The following is a 17,932-nucleotide window of genomic DNA, read 5'->3' as shown; positions in this document are numbered from 1 at the left end:
GGAAATTCCATAAAATGTATTTCAAATATACTTTAAAAAATAAACAAAATGAGTAAGAACAAACAGAGTGAGCGGGTCCTCAATCTTCCGGCCGGTTATTTTGGCATGGTACTGGGCATCATCGGGATGGGGTTTGCGTGGCGTTATGCCAGCCAGGTGTGGCCTGTAAGCCACTGGATTGGCGACGGTTTAGTGATCCTCGCAATGGTCATTTGGGGACTGTTGACGCTGGCATTTGTGAATCGCTTACTGCGTTTTCCGCACAGCGTACTGGCGGAAATTCGTCACCCGGTGATGAGCAGTTTTGTCAGTCTGTTTCCGGCCACAACGATGCTGGTCGCGATTGGTTTTGTCCCATGGTTTCGACCGCTGGCGATTGTGTTGTTCAGCATTGGCGTGGTGATACAGCTGGCGTACGCGGCCTGGCAAACGGCAGGATTATGGCGTGGTGAGCACCCGGAAGAGGCCACCACACCGGGCCTGTATCTGCCAACCGTTGCCAATAATTTTATCAGCGCCATGGCCTGTGGTGCGCTTGGCTTCAACGACGCCGGGTTGGTGTTTTTGGGCGCCGGGGTATTTTCCTGGCTCAGCCTGGAGCCGGTTATTCTGCAGCGTTTACGAAGCTGTGGCGAGCTGCCGACGGTTTTACGGACTTCACTTGGTATACAGTTGGCACCCGCGCTGGTCGCCTGTAGCGCCTGGCTTAGCGTCAACGGCGGCGAGGGGGATACGTTAGCTAAAATGCTATTTGGTTATGGTCTGCTGCAACTTCTGTTCATGCTACGCCTCATGCCGTGGTATTTGTCACAGCCATTTAATGCGTCTTTCTGGAGCTTCTCGTTTGGCGTGTCGGCCCTGGCGACGACAGGATTGCATCTGGGACACAGCAGCGAATCAGGATTTTTTCATACTCTGTCTATCCCACTGTTTATTTTTACCAATTTTATCATTGCATTATTACTGATACGTACGTTTGCATTGCTGATGCAGGGGAAACTGCTCATCCGCACGGAGCGTGCTGCATTACTGAAATCTGAGGATAAATAATGACCCTTTGCGACGAAAACTACTTTACTGAAAAATATGATTTAACCCGTACGCATTCCGATGTCGTTGAAGCGGCAAAAGTGGTTGCACCAGGTAAAACGTTAGATCTGGGCTGCGGTAACGGCCGAAACAGCCTGTACCTGGCGGCAAACGGCTATGACGTTACCGCATGGGATAAAAACCCAATGAGCATCGCTAACCTTGAGCGCATCAAAGCGGCTGAGGGGCTGACCAACCTCAACGCGAAGGTCGCTGACCTTAATGCGTTACGTTTTGAGGGTGAATACGATTTTATTCTTTCTACCGTTGTACTGATGTTCCTTGAAGCTAAAACGATCCCTGGCCTTATTGAGAATATGCAACGTTGTACTAAACCGGGTGGATATAACTTAATCGTCGCAGCGATGGATACTGATGATTTTCCGTGCACAGTAGGTTTTCCGTTCGCGTTTAAAACCGGAGAATTACGCAACTATTACAGTGGGTGGGATCTGCTGAAATATAACGAAGACGTAGGTGAACTTCATCGTACAGATGAAAACGGTAATCGAATTAAACTGCGCTTTGCCACCATGCTGGCACGCAAAACTTCCTGAACCTCCCGTTTGGGTTAACTCTTTCTGCGTTCAGCATTTTTTGTGCTGAGCGCAGAGATAAAATTGTGCGGTGCTTACCATTTTTAGTACATCCAAAATGAAACTGTTTTGCTATCCTTTTTAGGCATCATTGCGAAAACTAAAGGGATCGTTTCATGCGTACTCAAACTTTATTTAAAGTTGCAGTGCTTACTGGCTTGTTGGCATTATCCGGCTGTGCGTCAAAAGTGACCGAGCCGGATAAATATTCTGGGTTTTTAAAAAATTACTCTGATCTGAAGGAAACAAAATCAGCATCGGGACAAACGGTACTCCGTTGGGTTGACCCGAGCTACAACGAATCCAAATATGACAACATTGTTTATAACCCGGTAACGTATTATCCGGTTCCTAAACCTACTACGCAGGTAGGGCAGCAGGTTCTTGATCAATTACTGACCTATACCAATACGAAGTTGAAAACGGCGATCGGTCAGCGTAAACCTCTGGTTACAACCCCAGGGCCACGTAGTCTGATTTTCCGCGGGGCGATTACCGGTGTAGCGACCAGCAAAGAAGGACTGCAGTTCTATGAAGTGGTCCCGGTTGCACTGCTCGTTGCAGGAACGCAAATGGCGACGGGTCACCGTACCATGGATACCAACCTCTATTTCGAGGGTGAGTTGATTGATGCAGCGACCAATAAACCGGTGATTAAAGTTGTACGTAAGGGTGAAGGTAAAGACCTGAACAACGAAAGCACGCCGATGGCGTTCGAAACGTTGAAGAAAGTTGTTGATGACATGGCGACCGATGCCTCCATGTTTGATGTGAACAAAAAACCACAATAAAAATGATGAACGCACCATCTCAGGATGGTGCGTTTTTTTATGCCACACGACGACGATAGAGTATTTTACCCATCAATGCTTCCGGTCGGGCAAACATCACCAGATTTCCCAGTAAGATCAACACCAATCCGGCAATCGCATTAACTTGCCAGATGTATCCTTCATACAATGTTGACAACGTCAGCGCCACCAGCGGGAACAGCAGCGTGCTGTATGCCGCCTTACTGGGACCAATGCGACCTACCAGCGTGAAATAAGCGCCAAAGGCAATCACTGAGCCGAAAATAGCCAGATATAACAGCGCGCTAAGATAGCTGAATGTCCACTGTGGTGTGAAGTTGTCGCCGCGAACCAGCGCAATGGCCGCGATCAGCAGCGTACCGTACAGCATGGCCCAGCTGTTGGTCGTTAACACTTCCAGCCCTTTTTTCTGGTGACGCAGGCTGATCATATTACCCAGTGAGAAGCCGAAGGTTCCCAGAGCGCTCAAACCGATGCCCAGCAGCAGTGAATGATTAAACCCGCTGTTGAGCAAATCCTGCCAGAACAGAGTCACGATGCCAGTGAGTCCCAGACCGGCTGCAATATAGAAGCGCAGCGGTGGTTTTTGCCCAAAAAAGATGAAGCTATTGACTGCATTGAACAGGACGGCCATCGAGAAGATCACCGACTCCAGGCCTGTATTTATCCACGCCGCAGCCGTATAAAAACACCAGAAGTTGAAGCAAAAAACGCATCCGCCCTGTAACAGACAAAACAGATGATCGCGACCAGACAGTTTGCGTAATTTACCGCTTAACAATAGGGTCACTATCATCACCGAGCTGGCAACAGCGAAGCGCCAAAAGATAGAAACCGGCGCAGAAACCGGACCTTGCTGCAAATAAATCGCAATCCATGTCGTTCCCCAAATAACCACCACCAGGCAGTACAACAGTGCGTTCATACAACTCTCTCTTTTTGTAGTCAGGCTCACACTGTGTCATGTCTGGCTGCAGGAGGCTTTCATCGGCTTGCGGCGGACTTGCAAAATCTTGCGCTTTTTTAGCGTAAAAGCAAAAAGGCAGCTGTTAACAATATGTGGCTGTTATAGACTGAAAGCCTGCTAACTTATTTTGAATGTGATGGTATGTCTCAGCCCTACGGTGCCTTTGAAAACTTACGCAAACATAATGCCGTGTTGCATGAATCGGTTGCGTTACATTCGGGGATCCAACTGGCGGCCTGGTCGAACAAACGCGATACCATCACCCAATATTGTGATCACCATACGCTCAGTTTATACATCGCAGATGGCTACGAGAGTTACCACAAAACGGCGGGAGGCTGGAAGAATGGCGGGGGACCTGACCGTTTTTGCCTGATGCCGAAAGAGAGTGAGTCCAGCTGGGATATTCGTGACGATCTTTCCTTTGTTCATCTCTATTGTACCGACGCTCATCTGCGCGAAGTGGGTGAAAAAGTCTGGGACAAAAGCCCCTATAGCTTCACACTCGAAGAGCATACGTTTGGCAGCGACCCGGGGATCACGGCGATTTACCGTCAGTTTTTGCTTGGTAACGACTGGCAGCAACCCGCTAATCACCTCACGCTCAGCGCGGCATCTTCACTACTGTTAACGCATCTGATCCAGCATTACAGCAACGTTCAATGGCGACTTCCTGTCGTCACCGGGGGGCTTGCGCCAGCCACCTTGCGCAACGTGCTGGCCTATATTGACGCGCATCTGGCGTATCCCATAACCCTGAGCGATCTGGCAAGCGAGGCAGCGCTAAGCGAATTCCATTTTGCCAGAATGTTTCGCCAGTCAATGAATATGGCGCCGCATCAGTACGTCATGCAGTGCCGTATGGCGCTGGCGCAGCATCTGGTCTGCTATTCATCACGCAGCCTGTCGGATATTGCAATGGCCTGCGGATTTAGTTCGGCGAGTCATTTCAGTAATCGGTTTAAACAAATGACGGGTAAAACGCCAACGCAGCTACGTGCGGCGAAATAACGTCAATACTGTGTAACAGATACCGCCGACAACCAGCCCCCAGAATGCAGACCCAACGCCAAATACCGTCAGACCACTGGCCGTAACCAGAAAAGTCACGATGGCCGCATCGCGTTCTGCTTCATTATGTAAGGCCTGATATAAACTACCGCTAATCGTGCCAAGCAATGCCAGACCAGCCAGCATCTGGATCCAGCTTACGGGCAGGGTTGCCATCAGTCCTGTGACCGAACCGCCAAACACCCCAGCCAGAAGATAGAAGACACCCGCGGCTGCGGCGGCGAGCCAGCGTCGATTTGCATCCGGATGCGCCTCAGGACTTTGGCAAATTGCGGCGGTTATGGCGGCAATGCAGATGGAATAGATGCCAAACGGCGAAAATAGCAGCGCCAGCAGACCCGTAAAAACAATCAGGGGGGAAACGGGTAACGAATACCCCGATGCTTTCATGGTCGCAATACCGGGGGCATTTTGCGAAGCCATAGTGACCAGAAACAGCGGTAGCGCAATGCTGATACTGTGGGCTAATGAAAAGTGTGGGGCAATAAACGCTGGCATAACCGGTGACAGATCAACATCATTAGTGACAATGTCACCTTTCATCAGCGCGATGGCAATACCCACTAACATCGCAGCGATAACGGCATATCTTGGGGCAATAACTTTTAGCACCAGCCATGCCACCAGCATACTACCGCACAAAATAAGCTCACTGTTCAGGCTATTGAATGCTTGCAAACCAAAACGCAGCAAGATCCCGGCCAGCATGGCTGATGCCAGCGAGTGGGGAATGATTTTCATCAGGCGGGCAAATAGTCCGGTTACGCCGCATAGCACAATCAGCGCGTTAGCCACGATAAAAACGCCGATGGCATCCTGAATAGAGACCCCGTGCAGGCCCGTTACCAGCAGCGCGGCACCGGGCGTTGACCAGGCTGTGAGCACAGGGGCGCGATACCATAATGTCAGCGCCAGCGTACTAACACCCATTGCTATTCCCAGCGCGGTCATCCAGCCCGCGATTTGTTCAGTCGTCGCACCTGCGGCCAGAGCCGCTTGCCAGATAATGGCAGCCGAGCTGGCGTAGCCGACCAGGACAGCCACGAAGCCCGATAGTATGGTGGGCAGAGGGATGGAAAATGCACGCATAGTGACTCCGTGTGCGTTATAACGGTCAATTACTGTAGCACTGTGCGTTATAGCGTACAAGTGTTAAGCTGTAGCCCTGAGAAGGGAGAGTTAGGAAGGAGAAAAATGGATAACTTAACCCACTATCTGGCCACAACGCTCAGAACGCTTCGTCACCAGCGGGAATGGAGCCTGTCGCGTCTGGCGGAGGAAACCGGGGTGTCGAAAGCCATGCTGGGGCAAATTGAGCGCAACGAATCCAGCCCAACGGTGGCGACATTGTGGAAAATTGCCACCGGACTGAACGTCCCGTTTTCGGCCTTCATTTCACCACCGGAGTCAGACAGTGCGCCAATATTTGATCCCCAGCAGCAGGCGATGGTCGTCACGCCGCTGTTTCCGTGGGATCCGCAGTTGTGCTTCGATCATTTTTCGATACTGCTGGCACCCGGCGCGCTCAGTGAATCGACTCCGCATGAAACCGGCGTGATAGAACACGTGGTGGTGATAAATGGGCTGCTGGATATGTGTATTGAGGGACAGTGGCGCACCATTAAACCCGGCGAGGGGGTGCGTTTTGCCGGAGACAGGGCGCATAGCTACCGTAACGGTCACGAACAAACAGCGCACTTTCATTCGCTGATCCATTACCCGCGTAGTTAATCGGGAAAACTATTCCGAAAAGCCGCGCTTGTGACTACAATAGCCGCCATTTTTATCGCTTGTGGATGATAACAACTGTATGCGCCAGCAGCCTCATCACCTTGAATTGTTAAGCCCGGCCCGGGATACCGCCATTGCGCGTGAAGCCATATTACACGGCGCAGACGCTGTGTACATTGGCGGACCAGGTTTTGGCGCGCGTCATAATGCCAGTAACAGCCTGAAAGATATCGCCGAACTGGTGCCTTTCGCTCATCGTTACGGGGCGAAAATCTTTGTGACGCTAAATACGATCTTGCATGATGATGAGCTGGAGCCCGCGCAGCGGTTAATTACCGATCTGTATCAAACCGGCGTTGATGCCCTGATTGTGCAGGACATGGGAATTCTGGAGCTGGATATTCCGCCCATTGAGCTGCATGCCAGCACTCAATGTGATATTCGCAGCGTCGAGAAGGCGAAGTTTCTTGCTGATGTCGGATTCACCCAGATTGTCCTGGCGCGCGAACTGAGCCTTGAGCAGATCAAGGCCATCCATCAGGCTACGGAGGCGACTATTGAATTTTTCATTCACGGTGCGCTGTGCGTTGCCTATTCAGGACAGTGTTATATTTCACATGCACAAACCGGACGCAGCGCTAACCGCGGCGACTGTTCCCAGGCTTGCCGTCTGCCGTATACCCTGAAAGACGATCAGGGGCGCGTGGTGTCCTATGAAAAACATCTGCTGTCGATGAAAGATAACGATCAGACCGCCAACCTGGGTGCGTTGATTGACGCAGGTGTGCGTTCCTTCAAAATTGAAGGGCGCTATAAGGACATGAGTTATGTGAAGAATATTACCGCGCATTATCGCCAGATGCTCGACGCCATCATTGAAGAACGCGGCGATCTGGCCCGTTCATCAGCGGGACGTACCGAACATTTCTTTATCCCATCCACAGAGAAAACCTTCCATCGCGGCAGCACCGATTATTTTGTGAATGCCCGTAAAGGGGATATCGGCGCATTCGACTCGCCAAAGTTTATCGGTTTGCCGGTCGGCGAAGTCCTGAAGGTGGCGAAAGATCATCTCGATGTTGAGGTGACTGAACCGCTGGCAAACGGGGATGGCCTGAACGTGTTAATCAAACGCGAGGTTGTTGGATTCCGCGCCAACACCGTGGAAAAAACGGGGAACAATCGTTATCGGGTATGGCCGAATGAAATGCCCGCCGACCTGCACAAAGTGCGTCCGCATCATCCGCTGAATCGCAACCTCGATCATAACTGGCAGCAAGCGTTAACAAAAACTTCCAGCGAACGCCGTGTTGCGATCGATATTGAGCTCGGCGGCTGGCAGGAGCAGTTGATTCTGACGCTCACCAGTGAAGAGGGCGTGAGTATCACCCATACGTTGGACGGCCAGTTTGAGGAAGCGAACAATGCGGAAAAAGCGTTGAGTAACCTACAGGACGGACTGGCAAAACTTGGTCAGACGATGTACTACGTCCGTAATATTCAGGTGAATCTGCCGGGCGCGCTGTTTGTGCCAAACGGTCAACTAAATCAGTTCCGGCGTGAAGCCGTTGATATGCTGGATGCAGCGCGCCTGCAAAGCTATCAGCGCGGTAGCCGCAAACCGGTATCTCAGCCAGCGCCGGTTTATCCACAAACGCACTTGAGTTTCCTGGCTAACGTCTACAACCAAAAAGCGCGTGAGTTTTATCACCGTTATGGCGTTCAGTTGATTGATGCAGCCTATGAAGCTCATGAAGAAAAGGGCGAAGTGCCGGTGATGATCACCAAACATTGCCTGCGTTTCGCCTTTAACTTGTGTCCGAAACAGGCGAAAGGGAACATCAAGAGCTGGAAAGCGACACCGATGCAACTGGTTAACGGCGATGAAGTCCTGACGCTGAAATTTGATTGCCGACCGTGCGAAATGCACGTAATCGGCAAGATGAAGCATCACATTCTGAAGATGCCGTTGCCGGGCAGCGTCGTGGCTTCCGTCAGCCCCGAAGAACTGATGAAGACACTGCCGAAGCGCAAAGGTTAATCGTTAGCTCAGATGTGTATCGGGTTTGCGTGATTTTTGCCAGTGATGGTGTTCACGAAGATCGGCGGCGGATTCTTCCGCCGTCACTCGCAACTCATCGCTGTCGGCCGTGTGTCGTAGTAAATGATCGGCATCCTGCACCTGAAGATATTCATGTCCCTGATTAGTAGCGAAAAGTTGACCGGAAAAAAGCGCGCTGGCCAGCAATAACACCGTTAACCCTTTCTTAAACATCATGCACCCTCTGGTACGTTAGCTGCGGAATTGGCGATAATTTCGCCAGGTGACTATTCAATATTTTAATCGGGTTAATGACAATCTCTGTTTTGCCATTTCGATGTTTTTTACATATTTGTTTAGCCAGTGTTGGGATTTGTTACAACCGGGCAATACAGTGCAGCCCGGTTGTTTGCAAGGAGAGTATCAGGACTTAAATCCGGCAGCTGTCATCAGGAGACGAAAGAACATACCAACGGCGGCCAGGGCCAGCACACTGCCCCCCCAGAGGATCACCAGCCACATCAGGCGTGTCCAGATTGTTTGTTGCATCAATGATACCCCTCACCATGTTGAACTTTGCCGCGGAAAACGTAGTAGCTCCAGAAGGTGTACACCAGGATTATCGGGATAATCAGCAGTGCGCCAACCAACATAAAGCCCTGACTTTGTGCCGGAGCCGCCGCCTGCCAGAGCGTAATAGACGGTGGAATGATATGTGGCCAGATACTGATCCCCAGCCCGCTAAACCCGAGAAAAATCAGCCCCAGTGTCAATACAAAAGGCAGCGTATGGCTGTTTTGCTGGCCCAGTGAGCGCCACAGCCAGATGCTGATAAGCGCAACCAGCAGCGGAACCGGCATCAGAAACCACAGGTTGGGCAGGCTAAACCAACGCTCGGCAATCGCGCTATGTGCCAGTGGTGTCCACAGGCTGATAATGGCAATCACAACCAACATTGCCAGCAGCAGTTTTTTGGCCACACTGCGCATTTTATCCTGTAACGGATTTTCGCTTTTCATCACCAGCCATGTCGCCCCCAGCAGGGCGTAAGCTACGACCAGACCAACGCCGCAGAACAACGTGAACGGTGTCAACCAGTCGAAAGGGCCGCCGCTGTAACTGCGTCCGGTAACGGAAAATCCGTTGAGTACGGCGCCCACCACGACACCCTGCGTAAATGTCGCGAGGATAGAACCGCCGAGAAAGGCTTTATCCCAGAATGGTCGGTGCGCAGGTGTGGCTTTGAAGCGAAACTCGAACGCGACGCCGCGAAAAATCAGGCCGATTAGCATCAGGGTCAACGGGATCGTCAGCGCATCGACAATCACCGCATAGGCCAGGGGGAAAGCGCCGAATAATCCGGCTCCGCCCAACACCAGCCAGGTTTCATTGCCGTCCCATACCGGGGCGACGCTGTTGACCATCACATCGCGATCGTCAGCGTCCTGAATCGCTGGGAATAAAATGCCAATCCCGAGATCAAAACCGTCCATCACGATATACATCAGCGTGGCGAAGACGATAATCACAAACCAGATAACTGATAAATCGATACCCATTAGCGGTGTGCCTCCGGTTGAGAATCGAGGACGGCGGCTGAAAGCGGCCGTGCAGGTGTGCCTGTCGGCGGAATGGTCGGGTCATCTTCCTGTGGCCCTTTACGGATCAGGCGGATCATGTAGCTGTAACCCACGCCAAACACTGAGCTGTACACCACAAAGAAGGACAGCAGGCTGATGCTCATATGTAAATCGCCATGTGCAGAAACCGCATCCGCCGTACGTTGCAGACCGTAAACCACCCACGGCTGACGGCCAACTTCAGTGGTCACCCAACCGGCAAGGATGGCAATCAGACCGGAGGGGCCCATCCATAAGGCAAAGCGCAGAAAAGGGCGTGAGGTGTATAAACGCTGCTTATAGCGCAGCCACAGGGCAAAAGTACCCAGCAGGATCATCAGCATGCCTAGCCCGGCCATTATGCGAAACGACCAGAACACCATGGTGGAGTTGGGCCTGTCTTCTTTAGGAAACTCTTTTAGGGCCGGGACCTGTTTGTCCAGACTATGGGTCAGGATCAGACTGCCTAGCGCCGGGATTTCCAGCCCATAGCGGGTGCGTTCCTGCTCCATATCCGGCCAGCCGAACAGCAGCAGCGGAGTCGGTTCACCGGGGCGATTTTCCCAGTGTCCTTCAATCGCAGCAATTTTTGCCGGCTGATGCTTCAGCGTATTCAAACCGTGCATATCGCCAATCAAGGCCTGCAGTGGAGCGACGATTAATGTCATCCACAGCGCCATCGAAAACATCGCTCGAATTGCTGGTGTGTTATTCCCGCGCAGCAAATGCCATGCCCCCGAGGCAGCAACAAACAACGCGCTACTCAGGAAGGCGGCAACCGACATATGCAGCAGACGATAGGGGAATGAAGGATTGAAAATAACGGCGAACCAGTCGACGGGAACGACCTGGCCGTTAACTATTTCATAGCCTTGCGGTGTCTGCATCCAGCTGTTGGAGGCGAGGATCCAGAAGGTTGAAATAATGGTACCCAGTGCGACCATGCAGGTGGCAAAGAAATGAAGCCCTGGACCAACCCGATTCCAGCCAAACAACATCACCCCAAGGAAGCCCGCTTCGAGGAAGAAGGCGGTTAATACTTCATAGGTCAGTAACGGCCCAGTGATACTCCCGGCGAACTCGGAAAAACCACTCCAGTTGGTGCCGAACTGATAAGCCATCACCAGCCCGGAAACTACACCCATACCAAAATTTACGGCGAATATTTTCGACCAGAAATGGTAAAGCGATCGCCAGGTGGGATTTTTCGTTTTTAGCCATAGCCCTTCCAGCACAGCCAGATAACTGGCGAGCCCGATAGTAATAGCCGGAAAGATGATGTGAAAGGATACCGTAAACGCGAACTGGATCCTTGCCAGGTGAAACGCGTCAAGACCGAACATGCTTAACTCCGCAGGCAAAATTGATTTAGCGCAATTCTAAGTCTGAGGAGCAATGGAAGGCAGAAACAGAACAGTTCTTTTTAACCATAACAGTTGCAGCGCTGTTATAGGTTGTACTCGCTGATATGAAATCTGGAAGCTGGATTCCTGTTATTGAATAGCGTCCTCCCCACGCTAGTGATTTTGCGTTATTACTAGCAAGACAATTAAAAAGTAATCATAAATGTTTACTTTGTGTGTATAATAGACGACAGGGAGGCGCAGTGAAGCAAAGTGAGTTCAGACGCTGGCTTGAATCTCAGGGAGTTGAAGTTACAAACGGCTCAAATCATCTGAAGTTGAGGTATCAGGGAAGGCGTAGCGTTATGCCCAGGCATCCTGGTGATGAGATAAAAGAGGCTCTGCGAAAAGCGATCCAAAAGCAGCTTGGCTTACAGTAATCATCATCAATATAAGGCTGATTATATGAGAAATTTTGAGAAAATCATGCGTTATCCCGTTAATCTAATACCCGCCGTGGAAGGTGGGTTTGTGGTGTTTTTTCCGGATATTCCTGAAGCATTGACTCAGGGAGAAACTCGCCATGAGGCTTTGCAAGCTGCGCAGGGTGCATTGGTTACCGCTTTTGAATTCTATTTCGACGATAACGAACCGATTCCTTTACCTTCTGCAGTAGGTACTGAAGCTGACTATGTGGAAATACCACTGAGCGTTGCGTCTAAAGTTCTGTTGTTAAATGCCTTTCTTGAATCCAATATCACCCAGCAGGAACTGGCAAACAGGATCGGCAGGCCTAAGCAGGAGATCACTCGCTTATTCGATTTAAATCACGCGACAAAAATCGATGCAGTGCAGATAGCTGCGCGCGCCTTAGGCAAAGAACTGTCATTAACGATGTTGTAAAACTGTTAACTATAACAGTTATAAATAACACCCTGATTATGTAAACTGATATATACAGTGGTTGTCACCGACACCGGTAATCAGGACGAAAAATGAAAAAGTACCAGCGACTGGCAGAGCAAATTCGCGATCAGATTGCGTCTGGCGTATGGCAGCCAGGCGATCGCTTGCCATCTTTGCGTGAGCAGGTGGTCAGCAGCGGCATGAGTTTTATGACCGTCGGACACGCATACCAGTTGCTGGAAAGCCAGGGGCGGATTATCGCCCGACCGCAGTCGGGTTATTATGTCGCCGCGCGCCCCGAACGTGAACTTGCTGCGCCGCAGGTGCAGGTCATGCGCGATGAAGCGGTGGATATCAATACTTACATTTTTGATATGTTGCAGGCCAGCCGGGATGCGTCAGTGATGCCCTTTGCCTCCGCATTCCCCGACCCGCGTCTGTTTCCACTTCAGCAGTTGAATCGCTCGTTGGCGCAGGTGAGTAAAACTGCCACCGCCATGAGCGTGATTGAAAACCTGCCGCCGGGGAATGCTGAGCTGCGTCATGCCATTGCCCGTCGCTATGCTCAACAGGGGATGACCATTTCACCTGACGAAATCGTCATCACCACCGGCGCGCTGGAAGCCCTTAATCTGAGCCTGCAAGCGGTCACTGAACCGGGTGACTGGGTGATTGTCGAAAACCCCTGTTTTTACGGGGCGTTGCAGGCCCTGGAACGATTACGTCTGAAGGCGTTGTCGGTGGCCACCGACGTTAACGAGGGGATCGATCTTGCTGCGTTGGAGCAGGCGTTGCAGGAGTACCCGGTAAAAGCCTGCTGGCTAATGACCAACAGCCAAAACCCACTGGGTTTTACGCTCAGCGCAGAGAAAAAGGCGCGTCTGGTCGCCTTGCTGGAAAAATACCACGTAATGTTGATTGAAGATGATGTTTACAGCGAGTTGTACTTTGGCCGCGAAAAACCGTTGCCTGCCAAAGCCTGGGATCGCGCCGACAGCGTTCTGCATTGTTCGTCTTTCTCGAAGTGCCTGGTGCCAGGATTTCGTATTGGCTGGGTAGCAGCAGGGAAACATGCCCGGCGTATTCAGCGACTCCAGCTAATGAGCACCTTATCTACCAGTTCGCCTATGCAGCTTGCCCTTGTTGATTATCTTTCAACCCGGCGCTATGACGCGCATTTACGGCGCTTGCGTCGGCAACTGGCGGAACGTAAACAACAGGCCTGGCAAACGCTGCTGCGTCATCTTCCGGCGGAAGTCAAAATTCACCACAACGACAGCGGTTATTTTCTGTGGCTGGAGCTGCCGGAACCGCTTGATGCCGGTGTGCTCAGTACCCATGCGCTGGCACACCACATCAGTATTGCGCCGGGGAAAATGTTCTCGACCTCGGGAAGCTGGACACGTTTTTTTCGTTTTAATACTGCATGGCACTGGGGAGATCGCGAAGAGCAGGCCGTAAAACAGCTTGGTAAATTAATTCGTGAAATGATGAAATAAACCATAACGCGCTATTCAATATAAATGAATAGCGTGTTCTTATTTTCGAAATAGTGAATGCTGAACCACGGTATTATTTATATCGGGTGCGTCCATACAAAATATCAATAGTTAATACTATTGCCACCTCTGCGTCTAACTCCTTGTCTATACTCCAGAAGATTACCCCCTGGTCAGAGTCTGTAGCGTAATGAGCGTTAGCTCACAACCTGATTAAATTTCCTTGCGCCAGCAGGAACGCTTACAACACCCCGACTATTTTTAGAAAAGGACATATATTTACGGCAAGGCTGCCGCTCAATATTTTTTAGACAGGAGTAAGACGTTATGAGCAAGCAGTTTGCCCTCAGTAGCCTGTGCGCACTCAGTATGACGCTGATGACTGCGCAGGCAGCCGAACCCCCCACATCATTAGATAAACCGGAAGGCCGCCTGGATATTATTGCCTGGCCGGGCTATATCGAACGTGGGCAAACCGATAAACAATATGACTGGGTCTCACAGTTTGAGAAAGATACCGGCTGCGCGGTTAATGTAAAAACGGCAGCCACATCTGATGAAATGGTCAGCCTGATGGCAAAAGGCGGCTACGACCTGGTTACCGCTTCTGGTGATGCCTCACTGCGCCTGATTATGGGAAAACGCGTTCAGCCAATTAATACCGCGCTGATCCCTAACTGGAAAACCATCGATCCACGCGTGGTAAAAGGCGAATGGTTTAACGTTGGCGGAAAAGTTTATGGCACACCGTACCAGTGGGGACCAAACCTACTGATGTATAACACCAAAATTTTCCCAACGCCGCCGGATAGCTGGAACGTGGTGTTTGTTGAGCAAAAACTTGCGGACGGGAAAAGCAATAAAGGGCGCGTTCAGGCCTACGATGGCCCGATCTATATTGCCGATGCCGCGTTATTCGTTAAAGCCACTCAGCCGCAGTTGGGTATTACCGATCCCTATCAGCTCACTGAAAAACAGTATCAGGCGGTGATCAAAGTCCTGAGCGATCAGCACGCGCTGATCCATCGCTATTGGCACGATACCACCGTGCAAATGAGCGATTTCAAAAACGAAGGCGTGGTAGCGTCAAGCGCCTGGCCTTATCAGGCTAACGCCTTGAAAGGCGAAGGTCAGCCAATTGCCACGGTCTTCCCAAAAGAAGGGGTTACCGGATGGGCTGATACCACCATGCTGCACAGTGAAGCGAAACACCCGGTTTGTGCTTACAAATGGATGAACTGGTCATTAACCCCGAAGGTACAGGGCGACGTAGCGGCCTGGTTTGGTTCTCTGCCAGTAGTGCCTGAAGGTTGTAAAGCCAGCCCGTTACTGGGTGAAAAAGGCTGTGAAACCAACGGCTATAGTTATTTCGACAAAATTGCCTTCTGGAAAACGCCGATTGCCGAAGGTGGAAAATTCGTTCCTTACAGTCGCTGGACGCAGGATTACATCGCCATTATGGGCGGTCGTTAATTCCGCTGGGGGTTTTATGACGTACGCAGTGGAGTTTCATAACGTCTCGCGTTTGTATGGGGATGTTCGAGCAGTTGATGGGGTAAGTATTGCGATTAACGACGGTGAGTTTTTCTCTATGCTGGGGCCATCCGGCTCCGGCAAGACCACCTGTCTGCGCCTGATTGCTGGGTTTGAACAACTGTCAGGCGGCGCAATCACTATTTTTGGTAAACAGGCCAGCGAATTGCCGCCCTGGGAGCGGGATGTAAATACGGTATTTCAGGATTACGCGTTATTCCCGCACATGTCGATTCTCGACAACGTCGCTTACGGGCTGATGGTCAAAGGCATCGATAAAAAACAGCGCCACGCCAAAGCGCGAGAGGCGTTGGATAAAGTTGCGCTCGGTTTTGTTTATGAACGCAAACCGTCGCAACTTTCCGGTGGTCAGCGGCAGCGCGTGGCGATTGCCCGGGCGCTGGTCAATGAGCCGCGCGTCCTGCTGTTGGATGAACCGCTCGGGGCATTGGATCTCAAACTGCGTGAGCAGATGCAGCTGGAGCTGAAAAAATTACAGCAATCCCTTGGCATCACCTTCATTTTTGTTACCCACGATCAGGGTGAAGCCCTGTCGATGTCCGATCGTGTGGCGGTGTTTAATAACGGTCGCATCGAACAGGTGGATTCTCCGCGTGAACTGTATATGCGTCCGCGGACACCGTTTGTGGCAAGTTTCGTCGGAACGTCAAATGTCTTCGATGCGACGATGTCGGCGAACGTTTGCGGGTTACAGGGGATGTTCTCTCTGCGTCCGGAACATATTCGCTTAAATGATGCCGGAGGAGAAGTCCAGGCTCCGGGGATAATCCAGGCGGTGCAATACCAGGGTGCGGCGACACGGTTTGAGCTGAAACTCGCCGGAGGGGAAAAACTGCTGGTTAGCCAGGCTAACCTGACGGGAGAAATGCTACCGTCAACGTTGTCGCCGGGTCAGCAGGTGATGGCATCGTGGTCCCGCGACGTGATGGTACCGCTGGTTGAGGAGAGGTGAATGGCTATGAACGTCTTACATTCGCCTCCACAGTCGACCAACCTGAACCGGATCTCAGGTTACTTCTGGCGTAATCCGGCGCTGGGGCTGTTTTTGCTGCTCCTCGGACCGCTGATGTGGTTTGGCATCGTCTACTTTGGCTCATTACTGACACTGTTGTGGCAAGGTTTTTATACCTTCGACGATTTCACCATGTCGGTCACACCAGACCTGACGCTGGCGAATTTGCAGGCGCTGTTTAATCCCGCTAACTACGACATCATTTTGCGCACTCTGACGATGGCGGTAGCGGTCACCATCGCCAGCGCGATTCTGGCGTTTCCGATGGCGTGGTATATGGCTCGCTATACCAGCGGCAAAATGAAGGCTTTTTTTTACATTGCCGTAATGTTGCCAATGTGGGCCAGCTACATCGTTAAAGCCTATGCGTGGACGCTGCTGTTGGCTAAAGACGGCGTGGCGCAGTGGTTTTTAACCCACCTTGGGCTGGAGCCGTTGCTGCTTTCGTTCCTGACATTACCTGCGGTAGGCGGCAATACGCTGTCGACTTCAGGGTTAGGGCGTTTCCTGGTGTTCGTCTATATCTGGCTGCCGTTTATGATCCTGCCGGTACAGGCCGCGCTGGAGAGACTTCCGCCGTCGCTGTTACAGGCTTCTGCTGATTTGGGCGCGCGTCCGCGTCAAACCTTCCGCTATGTGGTGCTTCCATTGGCGATACCGGGCATTGCAGCGGGTTCGATCTTTACCTTCTCTCTGACGTTGGGCGACTTTATTGTGCCGCAACTGGTGGGACCGCCGGGCTATTTCATCGGCAACATGGTGTATTCGCAACAAGGGGCGATCGGCAATATGCCGATGGCGGCGGCATTTACTCTGGTGCCGATTGTGTTAATCGCACTGTATCTGGCGTTCGTGAAGCGTCTGGGAGCTTTCGATGCACTCTGAACGCGCACCCTGGCTACTCAAACTGGCGGCATGGGGCGGGGTTATTTTCCTGCACTTTCCCATCCTCATCATCGCCACCTATGCTTTTAATACTGAGGAGGCTGCTTTTAGTTTTCCACCCCAGGGATTAACGCTGAAGTGGTTTAGCGTTGCTGCGCAGCGTAGCGATATCCTGGAGTCTGTGACGTTGTCACTTAAGATCGCTGCGTTGTCGACAGCTATTGCCCTTGTTCTGGGGACGCTGGCCGCGGCCGCGCTGTGGCGTAGGGACTTTTTTGGCAAAAGTGCAATATCGCTGTTGCTACTGTTGCCGATCGCGCTGCCGGGCATTATTACCGGCCTTGCGCTGTTGACGGCGTTTAAAACCATCAACCTGGAGCCGGGTTTTCTCACGATCGTGGTGGGCCATGCGACGTTTTGCGTGGTGGTGGTGTTTAACAACGTTGTGGCGCGTTTTCGCCGTACCTCATGGAGTCTGGTCGAAGCGTCTATGGATCTTGGCGCCAATGGCTGGCAAACCTTTCGTTATGTCGTGCTGCCAAATCTGGCATCGGCACTTCTGGCGGGGGGGATGCTGGCGTTTGCCTTGTCGTTTGATGAAATCATCGTGACAACGTTCACCGCCGGACATGAAAGAACACTTCCTCTGTGGCTGCTCAATCAATTGGGCCGTCCACGGGATGTGCCGGTCACCAACGTTGTGGCATTGCTGGTAATGCTGGTGACAACACTGCCAATTTTAGGGGCCTGGTGGCTAACGCGTGAAGGCGACACTCTCGCCGGAAACGGTAAATAAACGACGATATG

The 17,932-nt window shown here is 51.7% G+C and carries 19 protein-coding genes; 13 read left to right on the top strand and 6 right to left on the bottom strand.

Translation table 11 applies throughout. The annotated features are described in order from the left end of the window. Positions 1–48 precede the first annotated feature (48 nt). The 3 genes from tehA to OGY18_RS08475 all read left to right on the top strand — a co-directional run bounded on the left by tehA (position 49) and on the right by OGY18_RS08475 (position 2,476). Entirely contained in the window at positions 49–1,050 is a 1,002-nt protein-coding gene (tehA, locus tag OGY18_RS08485; RefSeq protein ID WP_275396894.1) for a dicarboxylate transporter/tellurite-resistance protein TehA, read from the top strand. Then, positions 1,050–1,646: a tellurite resistance methyltransferase TehB gene (gene tehB / locus OGY18_RS08480; RefSeq protein ID WP_003833160.1), complete on the top strand. Its 597-nt coding sequence runs from the start codon at positions 1,050–1,052 to the stop codon at positions 1,644–1,646. Before tehA ends, tehB begins: the two co-directional genes overlap by 1 nt. 155 nt (positions 1,647–1,801) lie before the next feature. Next, positions 1,802–2,476: a DUF3313 domain-containing protein gene (locus OGY18_RS08475; RefSeq protein WP_003833157.1), complete on the top strand. Its 675-nt coding sequence runs from the start codon at positions 1,802–1,804 to the stop codon at positions 2,474–2,476. A gap of 37 nt (positions 2,477–2,513) precedes the next feature. Here the strand turns inward: OGY18_RS08475 and OGY18_RS08470 are convergent, their stop codons facing one another. After that, positions 2,514–3,422 (bottom strand): DMT family transporter, encoded by a 909-nt coding sequence (locus tag OGY18_RS08470; protein WP_286552613.1) that lies wholly within the window; start codon positions 3,420–3,422, stop codon positions 2,514–2,516. A 183-nt stretch (positions 3,423–3,605) separates the two neighbouring features. On the opposite strand from OGY18_RS08470, the gene OGY18_RS08465 reads away from it, so the two are divergent. Then, positions 3,606–4,475, top strand: coding sequence for a helix-turn-helix domain-containing protein (locus tag OGY18_RS08465; protein WP_286552611.1), 870 nt, complete (start codon positions 3,606–3,608; stop codon positions 4,473–4,475). Here the strand turns inward: OGY18_RS08465 and OGY18_RS08460 are convergent. Next, entirely contained in the window at positions 4,458–5,624 is a 1,167-nt protein-coding gene (locus tag OGY18_RS08460) for a benzoate/H(+) symporter BenE family transporter (RefSeq protein WP_286552609.1), read from the bottom strand. The genes OGY18_RS08465 and OGY18_RS08460 overlap by 18 nt on opposite strands. A gap of 105 nt (positions 5,625–5,729) precedes the next feature. Between OGY18_RS08460 and OGY18_RS08455 the strand changes: the two genes are divergently transcribed. Beyond that, entirely contained in the window at positions 5,730–6,266 is a 537-nt protein-coding gene (locus tag OGY18_RS08455) for a helix-turn-helix domain-containing protein (RefSeq protein ID WP_286552607.1), read from the top strand. Between the two features lie 79 nt (positions 6,267–6,345). Continuing rightward, positions 6,346–8,307: a peptidase U32 family protein gene (locus OGY18_RS08450; RefSeq protein ID WP_286552606.1), complete on the top strand. Its 1,962-nt coding sequence runs from the start codon at positions 6,346–6,348 to the stop codon at positions 8,305–8,307. Between the two features lie 3 nt (positions 8,308–8,310). On the opposite strand, the gene OGY18_RS08445 is transcribed toward OGY18_RS08450, so the two are convergent. From OGY18_RS08445 to OGY18_RS08430, 4 genes are all read right to left on the bottom strand, one after another. Further along, complete coding sequence (locus OGY18_RS08445) at positions 8,311–8,541, bottom strand: DUF2554 family protein (RefSeq protein WP_003020233.1); 231 nt, start codon at positions 8,539–8,541, stop codon at positions 8,311–8,313. 189 nt (positions 8,542–8,730) lie between these two features. Next, on the bottom strand, positions 8,731–8,856 hold the full coding sequence (locus OGY18_RS08440) for a DUF2474 domain-containing protein (RefSeq protein WP_267390987.1): 126 nt from the start codon (positions 8,854–8,856) through the stop codon (positions 8,731–8,733). Next, complete coding sequence (gene cydB / locus OGY18_RS08435; RefSeq protein ID WP_286552599.1) at positions 8,856–9,866, bottom strand: cytochrome d ubiquinol oxidase subunit II; 1,011 nt, start codon at positions 9,864–9,866, stop codon at positions 8,856–8,858. Before cydB ends, OGY18_RS08440 begins: the two co-directional genes overlap by 1 nt. After that, positions 9,866–11,269: a cytochrome ubiquinol oxidase subunit I gene (locus OGY18_RS08430; protein WP_126318004.1), complete on the bottom strand. Its 1,404-nt coding sequence runs from the start codon at positions 11,267–11,269 to the stop codon at positions 9,866–9,868. Before OGY18_RS08430 ends, cydB begins: the two co-directional genes overlap by 1 nt. A 263-nt stretch (positions 11,270–11,532) precedes the next feature. Between OGY18_RS08430 and OGY18_RS08425 the strand changes: the two genes are divergently transcribed. From OGY18_RS08425 to OGY18_RS08395, 7 genes are all read left to right on the top strand, one after another. Continuing rightward, a complete protein-coding gene (locus OGY18_RS08425) occupies positions 11,533–11,709 on the top strand; it encodes a type II toxin-antitoxin system HicA family toxin (RefSeq protein ID WP_047411120.1) in 177 nt (58 codons plus the stop codon). A gap of 46 nt (positions 11,710–11,755) precedes the next feature. Further along, positions 11,756–12,172, top strand: a complete 417-nt coding sequence (locus OGY18_RS08420; protein WP_286552703.1) for a type II toxin-antitoxin system HicB family antitoxin — start codon at positions 11,756–11,758, stop codon at positions 12,170–12,172. Between the two features lie 92 nt (positions 12,173–12,264). Further along, positions 12,265–13,674: an aminotransferase-like domain-containing protein gene (locus tag OGY18_RS08415; protein ID WP_149280979.1), complete on the top strand. Its 1,410-nt coding sequence runs from the start codon at positions 12,265–12,267 to the stop codon at positions 13,672–13,674. Positions 13,675–14,001: 327 nt separating this feature from the next. Next, the gene (gene ydcS, locus OGY18_RS08410; RefSeq protein ID WP_079937306.1) at positions 14,002–15,147 is read left to right on the top strand and encodes a putative ABC transporter substrate-binding protein YdcS; all 1,146 of its coding nucleotides are present in this window, start codon (positions 14,002–14,004) and stop codon (positions 15,145–15,147) included. A gap of 16 nt (positions 15,148–15,163) precedes the next feature. Further along, entirely contained in the window at positions 15,164–16,180 is a 1,017-nt protein-coding gene (locus tag OGY18_RS08405; protein WP_275396899.1) for an ABC transporter ATP-binding protein, read from the top strand. Further along, the gene (locus tag OGY18_RS08400) at positions 16,181–17,125 is read left to right on the top strand and encodes an ABC transporter permease (RefSeq protein WP_126957589.1); all 945 of its coding nucleotides are present in this window, start codon (positions 16,181–16,183) and stop codon (positions 17,123–17,125) included. Next, on the top strand, positions 17,115–17,921 hold the full coding sequence (locus OGY18_RS08395) for an ABC transporter permease (RefSeq protein ID WP_003020204.1): 807 nt from the start codon (positions 17,115–17,117) through the stop codon (positions 17,919–17,921). Before OGY18_RS08400 ends, OGY18_RS08395 begins: the two co-directional genes overlap by 11 nt. The last annotated feature ends 11 nt before the right edge of the window (positions 17,922–17,932 follow it).

Source organism: Citrobacter sp. Cpo142, from assembly GCF_030332425.1.
GTDB lineage: Bacteria > Pseudomonadota > Gammaproteobacteria > Enterobacterales > Enterobacteriaceae > Citrobacter > Citrobacter portucalensis.
The sequence above is the reverse complement of the archived record's forward strand: the minus strand, read 5'-3'. Positions and strand labels throughout refer to the sequence as shown.

Coding starts and splice junctions, on each gene's coding strand:
- OGY18_RS08460 (WP_286552609.1), bottom strand. CDS start 5,624: ATGCGTGCATTTTCCATCCCTCTGCCCACCATACTATCGGGCTTCGTG.
- OGY18_RS08415 (WP_149280979.1), top strand. CDS start 12,265: ATGAAAAAGTACCAGCGACTGGCAGAGCAAATTCGCGATCAGATTGCG.
- OGY18_RS08475 (WP_003833157.1), top strand. CDS start 1,802: ATGCGTACTCAAACTTTATTTAAAGTTGCAGTGCTTACTGGCTTGTTG.
- OGY18_RS08455 (WP_286552607.1), top strand. CDS start 5,730: ATGGATAACTTAACCCACTATCTGGCCACAACGCTCAGAACGCTTCGT.
- OGY18_RS08400 (WP_126957589.1), top strand. CDS start 16,181: ATGGCTATGAACGTCTTACATTCGCCTCCACAGTCGACCAACCTGAAC.
- ydcS (WP_079937306.1), top strand. CDS start 14,002: ATGAGCAAGCAGTTTGCCCTCAGTAGCCTGTGCGCACTCAGTATGACG.
- OGY18_RS08445 (WP_003020233.1), bottom strand. CDS start 8,541: ATGTTTAAGAAAGGGTTAACGGTGTTATTGCTGGCCAGCGCGCTTTTT.
- OGY18_RS08405 (WP_275396899.1), top strand. CDS start 15,164: ATGACGTACGCAGTGGAGTTTCATAACGTCTCGCGTTTGTATGGGGAT.
- cydB (WP_286552599.1), bottom strand. CDS start 9,866: ATGGGTATCGATTTATCAGTTATCTGGTTTGTGATTATCGTCTTCGCC.
- OGY18_RS08450 (WP_286552606.1), top strand. CDS start 6,346: ATGCGCCAGCAGCCTCATCACCTTGAATTGTTAAGCCCGGCCCGGGAT.
- OGY18_RS08420 (WP_286552703.1), top strand. CDS start 11,756: ATGCGTTATCCCGTTAATCTAATACCCGCCGTGGAAGGTGGGTTTGTG.
- OGY18_RS08395 (WP_003020204.1), top strand. CDS start 17,115: ATGCACTCTGAACGCGCACCCTGGCTACTCAAACTGGCGGCATGGGGC.
- OGY18_RS08440 (WP_267390987.1), bottom strand. CDS start 8,856: ATGCAACAAACAATCTGGACACGCCTGATGTGGCTGGTGATCCTCTGG.
- OGY18_RS08465 (WP_286552611.1), top strand. CDS start 3,606: ATGTCTCAGCCCTACGGTGCCTTTGAAAACTTACGCAAACATAATGCC.
- OGY18_RS08430 (WP_126318004.1), bottom strand. CDS start 11,269: ATGTTCGGTCTTGACGCGTTTCACCTGGCAAGGATCCAGTTCGCGTTT.
- tehA (WP_275396894.1), top strand. CDS start 49: ATGAGTAAGAACAAACAGAGTGAGCGGGTCCTCAATCTTCCGGCCGGT.
- OGY18_RS08470 (WP_286552613.1), bottom strand. CDS start 3,422: ATGAACGCACTGTTGTACTGCCTGGTGGTGGTTATTTGGGGAACGACA.
- tehB (WP_003833160.1), top strand. CDS start 1,050: ATGACCCTTTGCGACGAAAACTACTTTACTGAAAAATATGATTTAACC.